This window comes from Paraburkholderia sp. XV (assembly GCF_020177535.1).
GTDB classification, from domain to species: Bacteria; Pseudomonadota; Gammaproteobacteria; order Burkholderiales; family Burkholderiaceae; genus Paraburkholderia; species Paraburkholderia caribensis.
The window spans coordinates 1-15,438 of sequence record NZ_JAGUUD010000154.1; the positions used below are offsets into that span (position 1 = coordinate 1).

Consider the following 15,438-nt stretch of genomic DNA (forward strand, 5'->3'; position numbering starts at 1 on the left):
CGGTGGTGGCGGTGGTAGTGGTGGTAGTGGCGGCGGCGGTGGTAGTGGCAGCGGCGGTGGTAGTGGCGGTTGCGGTTGTGGTGGCGGCAGCGCCGGCGGCCCAGGTGGTGGTTTCGGCGGTGGTTTCGGTGGCGGCTTCGGCAGCGGCGGCTTCGGTGGCGGCTTCGGCAGCGGCGGCTTCGGCAAAGGTGGCGGCTACGGCGGTGGATCAGGTTCAGGCGGCGGTCACGGCGGCGGCAACGGACACTGAGATCGAACGGACGGCGGGCCCCGCGCCGTCCCCATACGACGACAACCACGCCGCACGCCGACGCTTCCTGGCCGGCGTCGGCGGTGACGTTCCGATCCCCCGGTCGAACGTCACCGCCCGGACCGGGAACGCCGTCGACGGTAACGCCGGCAAGGCGTTAGCGACACAAGCCTACGCGTCGCCGAGCTCACGGCAAGCAGCAACGACAAGAGCGGTCCGGCAAAGCAGTCGGAAAACGCATCGGAACCAAACCGCCCTGCTCGCCTCATATCTATTCAACGTTCGATATGAGGCCTTTTACATGCAACGACACTTCCCCCGCCCCGTTGCACGCATTGCTTCGGGCGTGCTGCTAGCTGCGTTGATGGCTGGCGCATCGCTAGCCCATGCGCAGAATGGAACCCAAACGGCAGCGCAAGCCCAAACATCGCCTCCCGTCGACCCCACCTTCTCCGCGTGGTCGCTTGCGCAGTCCTGCCAGCAGAAGTCCGATAACGTCGCGCACGGCCAGTGTGTCGGCGCGATCCGCGGCATCATCCACGGCTACCAGTACGGCGTGCTGTTCCTCAGCCAGCGCACATCGCTCGCAGCGAAGGAAACCCAGCGCGTGTCATTGTGTCTGCGCGACGTCCCCGTCTCGACGCTCGTCGACGAATTCGTGCAGGACGCGAGCCAGGTCAGCGCCGATTCGCTCAAGCGCACACCCGCTGAAGTTGCCGTGCTCGGCTCCGTGCACATGCATCACGCGTGCGACTGATCAGCCGATACAACCGCACAAGCGCCGCATGCTCACAGCATCTCGAGCGGCCGCTTGCTGCGGGGCGGACGAAAATGCGCATCAATAGCGGCAAGATCGTCAGGAGAGAGCTGCAGATCGAGCGCGCGGCGGTTGTCACGCACGTGCTCGATGCGCCCTGACTTGGGAATCGCGCACACATCGGGTTGCTGCAGCACCCACGCCAGCGCGACCTGAACCGCCGATACGCCATGCGCGCCAGCGATATCGTCGAGCGGCGAGCGCCTGGGCAGGCGCGCATGATCGACGGGGCTGTACGCCATGGCGGGCATCTTGCGGCCCGCGAGCCACGGCAGCAGATCGAACTCCGGCCCGCGCCGCGCAACGTTGTAGAGAATCTGGTCGGTCGCGCAGGCATCGCCGTGCGGCACGCCGACCAGCTCTTCCATATCGTCGACATCGAAATTGCTCACGCCCCAGTGGCGTATCTTGCCGTCGCGGCGCAGCGCTTCGAAGCCCGCCACCGTTTCGTCGAGCGGCACCGAACCGCGCCAGTGCAGCAGATACAGATCGATGCGATCCGTCTTCAGGCGCTGCAACGACTGTTCACACGCATGCTGCACGCCGCGCTTGCTGGCGTTGTGCGGATAGACCTTGCTGACCAGAAACACGTCTTCGCGCAAGCCCTGCAACGCTTCGCCCAGCAGCGATTCCGTCGCGCCTTCGCCGTACATTTCGGCCGTGTCGATCAGCGTCATGCCGAGCTCGATGCCGCCGCGCAACGCCTCGATTTCGGCCTTGCGGCGCGACGGATGCTCGCCCATCTCCCACGTGCCCTGCCCGAGTTTCGGAATGCGCTCGCCGTCAGGCAGCGTCACGCTGGGGATGTCCTTCGTCATGATTGCGTCCTCGCAGATGATGTCGTGAAGAAGCGCCGCGTCGCAGCGCCCAACGCGACGAGTGTAGCGCTTCGTCGCGGCGTGCATCGGCGTCCCGGCAAAACCCCGCTATAACGTGGGGCGCCGATGACATAGAATTGCCGCTTGCCCTACTTGCGTCCGTCACATGAACCCAGCCTCGGAAGACCGTTGGCGCGATCTGCGCCCGGACCCGGAAAACGATACGCCGCTGTATCTTCAGCTCGCCCGCAAGCTCGGCAGTGCGATCCACGAGAACCGCTGGAACGCAGGCGAAGCGCTGCCGTCGGAGCGCGTGTTGTCGGATGCGCTCGGCGTGTCGCGCATCACGGCACGCAAGGCAATCGCGCTGCTCGTAGAACAGGGCTTGATTCGCCGCTCGCAGGGCGCGGGCAGTTTCATCACGCCACGCTATGAAGATCCGCTGTCGCGTCTGTCGAGCTTCAGCGAAATGCTGCGCCGGCGCGGCTTCACGCCGAGCTCGCAATGGCTGTCGCGCGAAATCGTGCCCGCCAATCGCGATGAAGTGATCCAGCTTGGCCTGTCGCCGGCAGCTGCCGTCACGCGGTTGCGCCGCCTGCGTCTCGCGGACGGCATCGTGATGGCCGTCGAAAATTCGACGTTCCCCGCTTCCGTCATTCCCGACCCGCAGGCCATCGGCGATTCGCTGTACACGTATCTCGAACAGCGCGGCTTGACGATCGTGCGCGCGTTGCAGCACTTCCGCGCGGTCAACGCGAGCGACGAGATCGCCCAGCAGATGAGCATCGCGCCGAACGACGCGCTGCTGCTGATCACGCGCGTCGGCTACACGGCCGACCAGCGCGCCATCGAACTCACCGACACTTACTGCCGCAACGACTACTACGACTTCGTCGCCGAACTGCGCAAGTAGGCGCGAGCTTCAGTCCTCCCAGCGCGGGGCGTCGGAGCCAATGGGCACGGGCGGCCGCGCATAGAATGCGGGTGTCTGCGACATCCGCTCGGCAGGCGCCGCCGCCCGCACGCGTCCAAACGGCGAATCGACTTCGTGCAGACCGTCCTGCACGTCGTCGTACCTGACATCGGGCAGACGCCAGCCCGCTTCGATCTGTCCCATCGATTGCAGCCAGCGGCCCGTCTGCGCCAGCGACAGCCGCACATGCCAGCTGCCGCCCTCCTGCGCGCGCCGCGCCAGCGCAACCATCGCGCCGAATGCGGCGAGATAACCCGTCGCGTGATCGAGCGCCTGACACGGCAGGTGCTTCGGCCCGTCGACACCCGCCGCACGGCTCTCCGTGTAGGCGATGCCGCTTGCCGACTGCACGAGACTGTCGAAACCGCGCCGCATCGCCCACGGTCCCGCGTGCCCATACGCCGAGATCGACACGCAGACCATGCCGGGCCGCAGCCGTGCCAGGGTTTCAGGATCGAAGCCGCGCGCGGCAAGCGAGCCGGGGCGATACGCCTGCAAGAACACGTCTGCTTGTGCGGCCAGCGCCTGCAATTGCCCGCGCGCCGCGGCGTCGCGCAGATCGAGCGTCGCGGAGCGCTTGCCCCGCCCGTTGTCGATCACGAGCGGCGCGATATTCGGCAGATGCGGGCCGTTGATCAGCAGCACGTCGGCGCCATGTTGCGCCAGCGCGCGCCCTGCGACGGGACCCGCGATGATTCTCGACAGATCGAGCACACGCGTGCCTGACAGCGGTCTCAGCGCGTCGCCGCGGCCTGGCGCTTCGGGCGGCGCATCGCCGATCCGCTCGATCTCGAACAGCGGCAGATTGGCAATCGCCTTCGCCTGATCGAGCGTCGCCCATTCGCGCGGCGAGCGGATCAGCGCGGCACACAGGCCGGCGTCGGCGAGTGTCTGATCGAGCTGCGCGCCGTCCCAGCCGCGAATCGCCTCCGCCACCGCGCCGGGATCGGCGTCGCAGCCGAGCACCTTCAACACGCCGTGCAGATGATGCGGAAAGTTCGTGTGCAACTGGACCCAGCGCCCGTCGCGCGTTGCGTAGAAGCCGGTGACGGGGTGGCGCAGTTCCGGCGGCAAGCCATCGTTCACGCGCAGATAGCGCTCGCTGCGAAATGCGATCAGCGCGCGCCGCACGCTCACATCGACATGCTGCATGCGGCCCGTGCGCAGCCTGAAGCAATCGGCGGCGGCGAGCGCCATCGCCGCAATCGACGCACTCGCGAGCGTCCCGACGCGAAACACCGAGGGCAAGGCCGGGTCGTCGCCTTCGATCGACATGTAATCGAGCAAGGCCGGATCGCAACCGGCAACGGACCAGAGATGATCGAGAGCGAGCAGCGGCGTCATGATGGGCTGGCTTCCTGAAGGAGAAAGACGTGACCCAGTCTAGTTTTGCGCCTCGCCATGATCAATCTTGATTCATATAATCAATATATATTCATTTCTTTGGCTTTCCAGCGCCTATATGTCCAACGCAATATCCGCCCCACGCTATCTGTCCGCCGATGAGGCCGCCGCGATGCTCGGCATCAGCGTCACGACGCTCTACGCCTACGTGAGCCGCGGCATGTTGCGCTCCGCGCCGGACGCAAACAGCAAGCGCCGGCGCTACGACGCGGACGAGGTACGCCGCCTCGCGCGCCGCAAGGAAGATGGCAAACGCGCGGGCAAAGTCGCGCAAAAGGTGCTGGATTGGGGCGTGCCCGTGCTCGAATCGTCGATCACGCTGATCGCGGACGGCAAGCTGTTGTATCGCGGCCGCGATGCGATCGAACTCGCGCGCACGGCGACCCTCGAGGAAGTGGCGGCCTTGCTGTGGGAATGCAGCGCGCGGCGCATCGCCGATGCGCCCGCCGCGCCGCTTGGCGCCGCGCAATGGTCGGCGTGGCTCAAGCTGTGGAGCGACAGCGCGCCGCTCGATCGCGCACTCGTGCTGCTGCCTGCCGCCGCTGCGCAGATGCCGCGTGTCTGGGCGCTCGGCCGCGACGCGCAGCTCGACAATGCCTGCGCGCTGATCCGGCTGATGGCGGGTGCGATGATTTCGACTGCGCCGTCGAACGAACCGCTGCACAAGCAGCTCGCCGCCGCGTGGGGCGTGCGCAACCGCGCGCAGATCAATCTGCTGCGCGCCGCGCTCGTCGCGTGCGCGGATCACGAGCTGAATGCGTCGACCTTTACGGTGCGGTGTATCACGTCGACGGGCACGCATCTGTTCGGCGCGGTCGCGGGCGGGCTCGCCGCGTTATCGGGACCGAGGCATGGCGGGGAAACGGCGCGCGTCGCCGCGTTGTTCGACGAAGCCGCGCGCGCCGCCGATCTCGACCGCTATCTGGCTACGCGGCTCGCGCAGCACGAGCAGAGCGCGCCGGGGCCCGTGATCTCCGGGTTTGGTCATCCGCTGTATCCGGACGGCGATCCGCGTGCCCGTCTGCTGCTGGAACTGCTCGATGAATGTGCGCCCGCCCGCTCGCCGTTCGCCGACGTGCAGCGGCTTGCGCGCGTCGTACGCGACACCACAGGCGCCGAGCCGACCGTCGACTACGCGCTCGCGGCCATTGAACGGGTGCTCGGCCTGCCCGCCGGCGCGGCTTTCACGCTCTTCGCGGTGGGCCGCGTGACGGGCTGGATCGCGCACGCCATGGAGCAGACCAGCGACGGCCGCCTGATCCGTCCGCGCGCCAGGTACATCGGCGCGTACGAAGTGGACTGATTCAACGACTCGCGCTTCAGGCCGTGAGCAGCCAGCGCGGCATCCACGTCCAGCGTGGCGCGCGCCGCCGCTCGACTTTCACCGTGTCGGCCGGGCCGCTCGCTACCGTCAGCGAGAGCCGCACGCCGTCCCGCCCCGCGCTCAGCCACGCGAGCGCGCCGCGCTTCAGTTCGAACGACTCGCCCGCTGCGAGCCAGTAATCCTCGGCGTCGCCTTCGACGGTCAGCCAGAGTTCGCCTGCCAGCACATTTACGGCAAGCGGCTGCGCGACCCGCCAGGCGCTTGCCGGCTCGCCGTGTTCGAGTTCGAAAGTACGGATTTCACGCATCGCAGTGCTCCTTGAAGTGCTTTTTCGCTTGCATCCATTATTGTCGTGCGATGATGACTGTCACATGCACAGTGCTGAACAGTTTCAAAAGAACTGTACAGCCAGAAAACCTGACAGTTGTCGGCGCTTTGACCATGACAGACCGTGACGGACGGCTGGCGAAGCGCGCGAAAGAGGCGCGAACAAAAGCGCCAGGAAAGGCAAGCCATGAAACTCGACATTGAACTGAACCGCGAAAACGGCGTGCCGCTCACCGAGCAGATCGTCAGCGGCGTACAGGACTGGATACGCTCGCGCACCGCGCATCCCGGCGCGAAACTGCCGTCGATCCGCCAGTTCGCCACCGACAACGACATCAGCCGTTTCCCCGTGATCGAGGCCTACGACCGGCTCGTCTCGCTCGGTTATCTGGATTCGCGGCCGGGTTCCGGCTTTTACGTGGCCGAACGGCACCGCGCCGCAATGGGTTGTCAGGGTGCGTCCGATCCGCGCCGCGCCGAAGACGAATCGACCCACATCCTGCAACAGTTCAATCATCCGGGCGAATCGCTGAAGCTCGGCAGCGGCTTCATTCCCGAGGCATGGCGCGACATGGACAGCCTCGCGCAGGCGATCCGCCACGTGTCGCGCACCGACGGCGCCAGCATGATCGATTACGCGACGCCGCTCGGCAACGCGACACTGCGCGAACTGCTGCAAGGACGCATCGAGCAGCTCGGCATCGAGGCGCAGGCGTCGCAGATCCTGATCACGTTCGGCGCGAGCCAGGCGATGGACCTGCTGATGCGCTACCTGCTCAAGCCCGGCGACACGATCTTCGTCGAGGACCCGGGCTACTACAATTTCAACGGCCTGCTGAAGCTGCATGGCGTGAATCTCGTCGGCATTCCGCGCACGCGCACGGGCCCCGACCTCGACGCGATGCAAGCGCAGTTGCAGCAGCATCGCCCAAAGCTCTTCTTCATCAACTCGGTCTTTCACAACCCGACAGGCACGACGATCGCGCCGCCCATCGCGTTCCGCCTGCTGCAACTCGCGCGCGAGCACAACTTCAAGATCATCGAAGACGATATCTACGCCGACTTCCAGACCGAGCCCACCGACCGCCTCGCCACGCTCGATCAGCTGGAACACGTGATCTACATCGGCGGGCTGTCGAAGACCTTGTCGTCGTCGCTGCGCATCGGCTATGTGATCGCGGATCACGCCACCATCAAGGATCTCGCCGACATCAAGATGCTGACGAGCATCGGCGGCTCGCGCTTTGCGGAAGCCGTGACCGTCGCGTTGCTCGAACGCGGGATGTACCGCAAGCATCTGGAAAGATTGCGCCGGCGCATGCGCGATGCGCTCGGCGCGACCGTGCAGACGCTCGAAATGAGCGGCTGGCAGGTATTCGAGAATCCGCTGGGCGGCAAGTTCGTGTGGGCGCGCGTGCCGCATGTCGAGAATGCGGAGCGGCTTGTCGAGTGCGGCGCGCCGCTCGGCGTGACGGTGGCGCCCGGCAGCTACTTCCGGCCGAACGCGGAGCCGAGCCCATGGATACGCGTGAACGCCGCGTTCGCGAACGATCCGCGGGCGCGGGCGTTTTTCGAGGCAGCGGTTCAGTTGAAGCCGTAACGCAGCCGTCAGGCGCAACGCTCGCTGCCGATGCGGGCGGCGGCACCGTCCGCCGCGCTTTTTCCTTAGAATGTGGGCTCCCCCGCCCAGCCGCCCTGCCCTGTCTTCATGTCCGAATCGACCGAACCCGCATCGCCCGCCGCGAGCGCCCGCACCGCGACCACCGCGCCGACCGCCCGCTCGTTGACGGTGATGCTGTGGATAGTAGCGACGGGCTTCTTCATGCAGACGCTCGATTCGACGATCGTCAACACCGCGCTTCCCGCGATGGCGAAAAGCCTCGGCGAATTGCCGTTGCGCATGCAATCAGTCGTGATCGCGTACTCGCTGACGATGGCCGTGATGATTCCCGTGTCCGGCTGGCTCGCCGACAAGCTCGGCACGCGGCGCGTGTTTATGAGCGCGATCCTCGTCTTCACGGTCGGCTCGCTGCTGTGCGCGAATGCGCAGACGCTCACGCAACTGGTGACGTATCGCGTGCTGCAGGGCGTGGGCGGCGCGATGCTGCTGCCCGTCGGCCGCCTTGCCGTGCTGCGCGTGTTTCCCGCCGAACGTTATTTGCCCGCGCTGTCGTTTGTCGCAATTCCGGGGCTGATCGGTCCGCTGATCGGCCCGACGCTCGGCGGCTGGCTCGTCAAGATTGCATCGTGGCACTGGATCTTTCTGATCAACGTGCCCGTCGGCATCGCCGGCGTGATCGCGACGTTCATCTTCATGCCCGACAGCCGCAACCCCGATACCGCGAAGTTCGACATCAAAGGCTATGTGCTGCTGATCGTCGGCATGGTGTCGATCTCGATGGCGCTCGACGGGCAGACGGAATTCTCGATCCAGCACGCGACCATGCTGATGCTGCTGATCCTTTCGCTAGGCTGTTTCGTTGCCTACGGATTGCATGCGACGCGCGCGACCAACCCGATCTTCTCGCTCGAGCTGTTCAAGATCCACACCTTCAGCGTCGGCCTGCTCGGCAACCTGTTCGCGCGCATCGGCAGCGGCGCGATGCCGTATCTGATCCCGCTGCTTTTGCAGGTGAGCCTCGGCTACAGCGCGTTCGAAGCCGGGCTGATGATGCTGCCCGTCGCCGCGGCGGGCATGTCGTCGAAGCGCCTCGTCACGCGGCTCATCATGAAGTACGGCTACCGGCGCGTGCTCGTGTCGAACACGGTGCTGGTCGGCCTCGCGATGGCGAGCTTCTCGCTGACGAGCGAGCATCAGCCGCTGTGGCTGCGCCTCGTGCAGCTCGCCTTCTTCGGCGGCGTCAACTCGATGCAGTTCACCGCGATGAACACGCTGACGCTGAAAGACCTCGGCACGGGCGGCGCGAGCAGCGGCAACAGCCTGTTCTCGCTGGTGCAGATGCTCGCGATGAGCCTCGGCGTCACCGTCGCGGGCGCGCTGCTGACTACCTTCACGGGCCTCATGCCGCGCGTCACGGCGGCCAACTCGCTGCCCGCCTTTCACGCGACCTTCCTGTGTGTCGGGCTGATCACGGCGGCGACGTCGTGGATCTTCGCGCAGCTGTCCGCCGATATCCGGCAGCCCGTGAGGCGCGCCGATCCGCAGGAGCGCACGTGACAGCGCAAGCCCGTCGTGCGGCGCGGGCGGAACCTTAACGGGGCGCGCGCCGCACCATCGATGTGCGCATCGCTCACTGCGCGCATGACAGCATCGGCTGTCCCGGCGCAAAATCGATGCAACAGCGGAGGGAACCGCGCAAAACCCGCCGCAATCCGCGCAATACAGGTCCAAGGCCCTGGCGCATCCTCATGCGCATGTTTCTTGCTGCCCTATCCTGTAAACTTGAAACTTTCGCGCAATTCGCGCGCCCCGCCTCGCTTCTCAACCGATGACCGACACGATGAGCATGATCGAACTCGATCCTCCCGGCTTCCAGCCTCCGCGCCCCGTAGCGGGCGACGAAGGCTCCCGCCGCACCGTCCGGTATGGCGGCTATACGGTTTTCAGCGTATTTCAGCCGGTTTTCTCGGTGTCGCACCGGCGCGCGATCGGCTATCACGCATCGCTGCGCGCGCATGACGAGAACGAAAAGCAGGTGCCGTCGGCCGAAGTTTTCACGCAGGCCGCGCGGCGCGGCGATCTGCTGGAACTCGGGCGCCTCGCCGAATCCTTGCACCTGGGCAACTTCAACGCGTTCGACAGTCACGACGAATGGCTCTTCCTCAGCCTGCATCCCGCCGCGCTGATGGACACGAGCTATGGCGACGCACTGCTCGCGGGCCTCAAGGCGCTCGGTCTGCCGCCGCAGCGCGTGGTGCTCGAAGTGTCCGAGCAGGCGGGCGGCGAAACGACACGCTTCGCGGAGATCATCGACGCGCTGCGCAAGTCGGGCTTCCTGATCGCGCTCGACGGCTTCGGCGCGAAGCATTCGAACATCGACCGCGTGTGGAACCTGCGGCCCGATATCGTCACGCTCGACCGCTGCATCCTTGCGCAAGCCAGCGAGCACTCGCATATCGAGCGCGTGCTGCCCGGCATCGTGTCGATGCTGCATGAATCGGGGCAACTGGTGCTGATGGGCGGCCTCACGACCGAGCGCGACGCGCTGATCGCACTCGAATGCAATGTCGATTTCGTGCAAGGCACGTTTTTCGCGGCGCCGAGCGTCGAGCCCGTCGCGCGGCAGGCGACCGTGAGCCTGATGGATAAACTCTCGGCGGCACTGCGCGAACGCGTGGCCGCACGCGAGCGCGCGCAATCCGAGCGCCTCGCGCCGTTCGTGACAGCGCTGGAAACCGCTAGCGCACAGCTCGTCGATGGCCAGCCGATGGCCGAGGCGACCGCACCGCTGCTCGAACTGCGCGAAACCGCGCGTTGCTTCCTGCTAGACGGCTCGGGCCGCCAGATCGGCGACAACGTGCTGCCGCAAGGCCGCGCCTCGCAGCGCGCCAAGCGCTTTCGGCCGCTGTTGCATTCGGAAGGCGCGAGTTGGGAGCGCCGTCCGTATTTCATCCAGGCCGTGCGCGCGCCCGGTCAGGTGCATCTGACGCCGCCGTATCTATCGATCAATGAGGCGCACCTGTGCGTGACGGCGTCGATCGCGGCGGAAACCGCACGCGGCATGCAGGTGCTATGCGTCGATATCAACTGGGAAGTGGCCGCGCATCGTAATTGACGCGGCCTGGCTGATGACGGGCCGCAGCAATTGCAGGACGGCCGCGCGTCCGAACACGCGCGCCGCGCTCGCCAGCCGCAGCGTGCCCGTCAAGATGCGCAACGCAACGATGCGCTCGTCCTCGCCGATCGAAATGTCGAGCAGCGCGTCGATTTCGCCGTCGCGCATCAACGCCACGGCGCGCATGCCGTTCATCGTCACCGTCTCCATCTGGCCGCCGTGGCTGCGCATCGACAGCGTGGTCGCTGCCTGTTCCGCCGTCGCGACGGCATCGACCGGTTCGGCCGCGTCGCTCATGACGCTCGGCACCTCGCAGAAAAGCCGCACCAGCCCCGCGCGATCCTGCGCCTCCATCGCCGCCCGCAGGCGCTCGACAATGCGTGCGTGCGCGGCGGGATCGGCGCGCTTCGCAGGCACGCCTTCGCGCTGCAAGCGCGCCCGCGCGCGATGCACCATCTGCCGGCAATTCGCGGGCGTCTTCGCAAGAATCTTCGCGATTTCCGCGTAGTCGCAATCGAAGGCCTCATGCAGCACGAATGCTGCGCGCTCCTCGGGCTTCAGCCGTTCGAGCAGCAGCATCACGCCATACGACATCTGCACGGCCTGCAATGCCAGGTCTTCCGCCGACGGCGCGAGGCTTTCGATCCACGGCTCCGGCATCCACCCGCCCGAACGCGTCGCGCGCTCGATCTGCAGATGACGCAGCCGGTCGATCGCGAGATGTGTCGCGATGGTCGTGAGCCATGCGGCCGGCGAGCGCACTCCGCGTGGATCGGCGGCGTGCCACTTGAGCCACGCGTCCTGCACGATGTCTTCCGCTTCCGCCCGGCTGCCGAGCATCCGGTACGCGAGCGCGAAGAGCCTCGCGCGCATCGCCTCGAAATCCGCGGACTTCTCTCTGTACATTTCCATGCGAGCCGCTCCTGTGGCGTTGGTGGCGTTGATGGCGTTGTCTCCCGGTTGACGGGCCAGCCGCCCGCGATGTGACACGTCGGCGCAAAAATTCTTTTGTCACGTCCTGCCGCGCGTTCGCGTCATGCGACTGGAACCCGCCTTGTGCGGGCCTTTCACGGGTCCTTTCAGTCCATCAGCGAGGAACGCATGCATCGACATTTCCCTTCCCCGTCCGCGTCCGGCTTCAATCTCGTGCCGACCGTCATCGAGCAATCGGGCCGCGGCGAGCGCGCCTACGACATCTATTCGCGCCTGTTGCGCGAGCGGATCGTGTTTCTGGTCGGCCCCGTCAACGACCAGTCGGCGAGCCTGATCGTCGCCCAGTTGCTGTTTCTCGAATCGGAGAACCCTGACAAGGATATTTCTTTTTACATCAACTCGCCGGGCGGCTCGGTCTACGACGGCCTCGCGATCTTCGACACCATGCAGTTCATCAAGCCCGACGTGTCGACGCTCTGCACGGGCTTCGCGGCCAGCATGGGCACCTTCCTGCTCGCGGCGGGCGCGCCCGGCAAGCGCTTTGCGTTGCCGAACGCGCGCATCATGATCCATCAGCCCTCGGGCGGCGGCCAGGGCACGGCGTCGGATGTCGAGATACAGGCGAAGGAAGTGCTGTATCTGCGCGAACGCCTGAACAGCGTGCTCGCGGAAAGAACGGGCCAGAGCATCGCGCAGATCGAGAAGGACACGGATCGTGACAACTTCATGTCAGCGGACGCGGCGAAAACCTATGGCCTCGTCGACGACGTGCTGACGACGCGCGTGCCCGCTGTTGCCGAAGCGGCGCACGCCGCGACGTAGCGCTTTCTTCTCGCGCTCAACGCAGGCGCGCGGCGAGATACGACGAAACGACCAGCTTGTACTCGTCGACCAGCGCCTTGCGATCTTTCGGTTTCGCGGCCGCGTACAGCGGATTCAGGCTTTTCACGACCTGCAGCGCGACTTCGGCGACGCGAAACGCGTCGTCGTCCGATAACGCCGGGCTGTAGCGCTGAAACAGCTCGGCGAACCGGCTGCGCAGGCGGTTGCGCGCCGCCGCGTCGCGCCGGAAGTTGAGCGTCACCGACAGCAGCGGCAGATACGCAGGCCTCGCGCCGATGAAGTCGATCATCAGCGCGAAAAGGCGTTCGACCAGTTCATCGACGCTCCATTCCTGCGCCGCTTCGCCCAGCGCGCTCCATTGCGCGTCCATTTCGTCGCCGTAGCGCGTGCGCAGCGCGAAAACGAGCGCATCCTTGTTCGGAAAGTATTGATAGACGGCACCAATGGACGCGCCCGCGCGTTCGGCAATCGCCGTCATCGTCGCGGCGTCGAAACCGCGCTCCGCGATCACGTCGCCTGCGGCGTCGAGCAGCGCATCGACACGCTTTGCCGCGCGCTCCTGCTGGGGAACGCGCCGCACTTTCGGATTATCTGAGGCGAGACTCATGTTTATCGCTTATCATGACATGAGGGCATCCTCACATATAGGTGACATATGGCGCAAGCGCTTTCCATCGATCCACGCAGCACGGCCATCGTGCTGATCGATCTGCAGCACAGCAACGTGGGGCGGCAACTGGCGCCGCATTCCGCCGCCGATGTCGTCGCGCGTTCCGTGCGCGCCGCCGATGCGCTGCGCGCAGCGGGCGGCACGGTCGTGTTCGTGCGCGTCGATGTCGCGCAACTGCTGTCGCTGCCCGCCGATGCACCGCTGCGACCGCGCGACGCGCCCGCTCCGCCGCCGCAGGCATCGGACCTCGTGCCCGAGTGCAATATCCAGGCCGGCGATCTCGTGGTGACGAAACGTCAGTGGGGCGCGTTTTACGGCACCGATCTGGAACAGCAATTGCGACGCCGTCACATTCGCACGATCGCGCTGGCGGGCATCGCGACGAACTTCGGCGTCGAGTCGACGGCGCGCGCGGCCTTCGACCAGGGCTACGAGCTGATCTTCATCGAAGACGCGATGTCGGGCCTGTCGGGCGACACACATGCGTTTCCCATCGAGCATATCTTTCCGCGCATGGGCTTCGTGCGCTCGACCGAGGAATTCGTCAGCGCCGTTGCCGAAACAGGGGCGTTCGGCGGCGCCTGAGCGCGTTGCAGACCGATCGCCGCGCAAAACCTCGATTGACGCCGCGTTGTGTGAGACGATCGAGCCTGCACTTCATTGGAGAAGCATATGGCGTCATCCCAGGATACCGTCAGCATGGCGCTGTTCTGCGATTTCGAGAACGTCGCGCTCGGCGTGCGCGACGCGAAATACGAAAAATTCGACATCAAGCTCGTGCTCGAGCGGTTGCTGTTGAAAGGCAGCATCGTCGTGAAGAAAGCGTACTGCGACTGGGACCGCTACAAGGGCTTCAAGGCCGCGATGCACGAAGCGAACTTCGAGCTGATCGAGATTCCGCACGTGCGGCAATCGGGCAAGAATTCCGCAGACATTCGCCTCGTCGTCGATGCACTCGACCTCTGCTATACGAAATCGCACGTCAATACATTCGTCATCATCAGCGGCGATTCGGATTTTTCGCCGCTGGTATCGAAGCTGCGCGAAAACGCGAAGCAGGTGATCGGCGTCGGCGTGCAACGCTCGACGTCGGACCTGCTCACGGCCAACTGCGACGAGTTCATTTTCTACGACGATCTCGTGCGCGAGAACCAGCGCGCCGCGGCGAAGCGCGACAGCGCCAAGGCCGCGCAGCAGGCGGCGCAACAGGCCACCAAACGCGCATCCGACGGTGAAAAGCGCAAGGAAGACCTGGAAACGCGCAAGACGAAGGCGATCGAACTCGCTGTGCAGACCTTCGATGCACTCGCGTCGGAGCGCGGCGATAGCGGCAAGATCTGGGCATCGGTGCTGAAGAACGCGATCAAGCGCCGTAAGCCCGATTTCAACGAGACGTACTACGGTTTCCGCGCATTCGGCAATCTGCTCGAAGAAGCGCAGTCGCGCGGGCTGCTCGAAGTGGGCCGCGATGAGAAGTCGGGCACGTTCGTGTATCGCAGCGCGTCGTCCGGTGCCGCTGCGCCGGCGGAAGTCGCGAGCCCGCGCGAGTCAGCCGATGAATGGGCAGCGATGCCCGCCGCCGCTGAGATCGTCGATTTTGAAGAAGCGGCTGTCACGGCTTCCGTCGAAGAGCTCGTCCTCGCAGACGAAGCGATCGAGGCTGTGCCGCCTGCTCACGCGGACAACGGCAAGAGCGACACGCGCCGCAAGGGACGCGGCACGCGCAAGCCCGCTGCAAAGCGAGCAAGGAAGAAGACGGACCACGCGGAAGCGGCCGATGGCGCAACGGATGCGCCGCCAGTTGCGGATACGCAGCACGTGGCGGAACCGGTCGCGGCATCGGCGGCACACGCGCCTGGGCCCGAAGCGGAACATCCCGCAACGGAGGCACCCGCCGCGAAGAAGAAGCCCTCGCGCAAATCGACGGCGCGCAGCCGCCGTCCGCGCAAAACCGAGTCAGCGAACGACGCGGAGTGAATGAGGCCTCAAGTGAAAAACGCCGCTCGAACGAGCGGCGTTTTGCTTTGCGGACCTCACAGCACGCGTCACATGTTCGGATAGTTCGGACCGCCGCCGCCTTCGGGCGTGACCCACACGATGTTCTGCGTCGGGTCCTTGATATCGCAGGTCTTGCAGTGCAGGCAGTTCTGCGCGTTGATCTGCAGCCGGTCTTCGCCTTCTCCCGTCCTGATGAACTCGTACACGCCCGCCGGGCAGAAGCGCGCTTCCGGACCGGCGTAGGTTGGCAGATTTAGCATGATTGGAATGCTCGCGTCCTTGAGCATCAAATGCGCAGGCTGATTCTCTTCGTGATTCGTGTTCGAGATGAACACCGAAGAAAGA

The 15,438-nt window shown here is 65.6% G+C and carries 17 protein-coding genes; 10 read left to right on the forward strand and 7 right to left on the reverse strand.

The window, feature by feature from the left end; translation table 11 throughout:
• Together KFO72_RS37875 and KFO72_RS37880 are read left to right on the forward strand one after the other, a co-directional pair.
• Positions 1-250: hypothetical protein (locus tag KFO72_RS37875; protein ID WP_225034226.1), on the forward strand; the 250-nt coding region annotated here is incomplete at its 5' end.
• A 301-nt stretch (positions 251-551) separates the two neighbouring features.
• A complete protein-coding gene (locus tag KFO72_RS37880; RefSeq protein WP_176054667.1) occupies positions 552-1,007 on the forward strand; it encodes a hypothetical protein in 456 nt (151 codons plus the stop codon).
• 32 nt (positions 1,008-1,039) lie between these two features.
• Here the strand turns inward: KFO72_RS37880 and KFO72_RS37885 are convergent, their stop codons facing one another.
• Positions 1,040-1,885, reverse strand: coding sequence for an aldo/keto reductase (locus KFO72_RS37885; protein WP_107203592.1), 846 nt, complete (start codon positions 1,883-1,885; stop codon positions 1,040-1,042).
• Positions 1,886-2,051: 166 nt separating this feature from the next.
• Here KFO72_RS37885 and KFO72_RS37890 point away from each other — a divergent pair, with 166 nt between their 5' ends.
• On the forward strand, positions 2,052-2,798 hold the full coding sequence (locus KFO72_RS37890) for a GntR family transcriptional regulator (protein WP_035986207.1): 747 nt from the start codon (positions 2,052-2,054) through the stop codon (positions 2,796-2,798).
• Between the two features lie 9 nt (positions 2,799-2,807).
• Here the strand turns inward: KFO72_RS37890 and KFO72_RS37895 are convergent, their stop codons facing one another.
• The gene (locus KFO72_RS37895; RefSeq protein WP_225034227.1) at positions 2,808-4,202 is read right to left on the reverse strand and encodes a CoA transferase; all 1,395 of its coding nucleotides are present in this window, start codon (positions 4,200-4,202) and stop codon (positions 2,808-2,810) included.
• A gap of 118 nt (positions 4,203-4,320) precedes the next feature.
• Here KFO72_RS37895 and KFO72_RS37900 point away from each other — a divergent pair, with 118 nt between their 5' ends.
• The gene (locus KFO72_RS37900; protein ID WP_224101249.1) at positions 4,321-5,565 is read left to right on the forward strand and encodes a citrate synthase family protein; all 1,245 of its coding nucleotides are present in this window, start codon (positions 4,321-4,323) and stop codon (positions 5,563-5,565) included.
• A gap of 16 nt (positions 5,566-5,581) precedes the next feature.
• On the opposite strand, the gene KFO72_RS37905 is transcribed toward KFO72_RS37900, so the two are convergent.
• Complete coding sequence (locus tag KFO72_RS37905; RefSeq protein ID WP_060602103.1) at positions 5,582-5,893, reverse strand: DUF2917 domain-containing protein; 312 nt, start codon at positions 5,891-5,893, stop codon at positions 5,582-5,584.
• A gap of 207 nt (positions 5,894-6,100) precedes the next feature.
• Here KFO72_RS37905 and KFO72_RS37910 point away from each other — a divergent pair, with 207 nt between their 5' ends.
• Complete coding sequence (locus KFO72_RS37910; protein ID WP_176054670.1) at positions 6,101-7,513, forward strand: PLP-dependent aminotransferase family protein; 1,413 nt, start codon at positions 6,101-6,103, stop codon at positions 7,511-7,513.
• 65 nt (positions 7,514-7,578) lie between these two features.
• Here the strand turns inward: KFO72_RS37910 and KFO72_RS37915 are convergent, their stop codons facing one another.
• On the reverse strand, positions 7,579-7,737 hold the full coding sequence (locus tag KFO72_RS37915; protein ID WP_197496848.1) for a hypothetical protein: 159 nt from the start codon (positions 7,735-7,737) through the stop codon (positions 7,579-7,581).
• Here KFO72_RS37915 and mdtD point away from each other — a divergent pair.
• Together mdtD and KFO72_RS37925 are read left to right on the forward strand one after the other, a co-directional pair.
• Complete coding sequence (gene mdtD, locus KFO72_RS37920) at positions 7,706-9,091, forward strand: multidrug transporter subunit MdtD (protein ID WP_176956945.1); 1,386 nt, start codon at positions 7,706-7,708, stop codon at positions 9,089-9,091. The two genes, KFO72_RS37915 and mdtD, sit on opposite strands and share 32 nt — an antisense overlap.
• Positions 9,092-9,374: 283 nt before the next feature.
• The gene (locus KFO72_RS37925) at positions 9,375-10,649 is read left to right on the forward strand and encodes an EAL domain-containing protein (protein WP_054933911.1); all 1,275 of its coding nucleotides are present in this window, start codon (positions 9,375-9,377) and stop codon (positions 10,647-10,649) included.
• Here the strand turns inward: KFO72_RS37925 and KFO72_RS37930 are convergent.
• Complete coding sequence (locus KFO72_RS37930) at positions 10,605-11,561, reverse strand: sigma-70 family RNA polymerase sigma factor (protein ID WP_225034228.1); 957 nt, start codon at positions 11,559-11,561, stop codon at positions 10,605-10,607. The genes KFO72_RS37925 and KFO72_RS37930 overlap by 45 nt on opposite strands.
• A 189-nt stretch (positions 11,562-11,750) precedes the next feature.
• On the opposite strand from KFO72_RS37930, the gene clpP reads away from it, so the two are divergent.
• Positions 11,751-12,404 carry an ATP-dependent Clp endopeptidase proteolytic subunit ClpP gene (clpP, locus tag KFO72_RS37935; protein ID WP_054933897.1) on the forward strand — a complete coding sequence of 218 codons (654 nt, stop codon included), beginning with the start codon at positions 11,751-11,753 and terminating at the stop codon, positions 12,402-12,404.
• A 16-nt stretch (positions 12,405-12,420) separates the two neighbouring features.
• Here the strand turns inward: clpP and KFO72_RS37940 are convergent, their stop codons facing one another.
• Positions 12,421-13,032: a TetR/AcrR family transcriptional regulator gene (locus KFO72_RS37940; protein ID WP_225034229.1), complete on the reverse strand. Its 612-nt coding sequence runs from the start codon at positions 13,030-13,032 to the stop codon at positions 12,421-12,423.
• 48 nt (positions 13,033-13,080) lie between these two features.
• Between KFO72_RS37940 and KFO72_RS37945 the strand changes: the two genes are divergently transcribed.
• Together KFO72_RS37945 and KFO72_RS37950 are read left to right on the forward strand one after the other, a co-directional pair.
• Positions 13,081-13,680, forward strand: coding sequence for an isochorismatase family protein (locus tag KFO72_RS37945; RefSeq protein WP_224101246.1), 600 nt, complete (start codon positions 13,081-13,083; stop codon positions 13,678-13,680).
• A gap of 87 nt (positions 13,681-13,767) precedes the next feature.
• Entirely contained in the window at positions 13,768-15,072 is a 1,305-nt protein-coding gene (locus KFO72_RS37950) for an NYN domain-containing protein (RefSeq protein WP_225034230.1), read from the forward strand.
• Between the two features lie 68 nt (positions 15,073-15,140).
• Here the strand turns inward: KFO72_RS37950 and KFO72_RS37955 are convergent.
• The coding region (locus tag KFO72_RS37955; protein ID WP_225034231.1) for a 4Fe-4S dicluster domain-containing protein at positions 15,141-15,438 on the reverse strand (298 nt) is incomplete at its 5' end.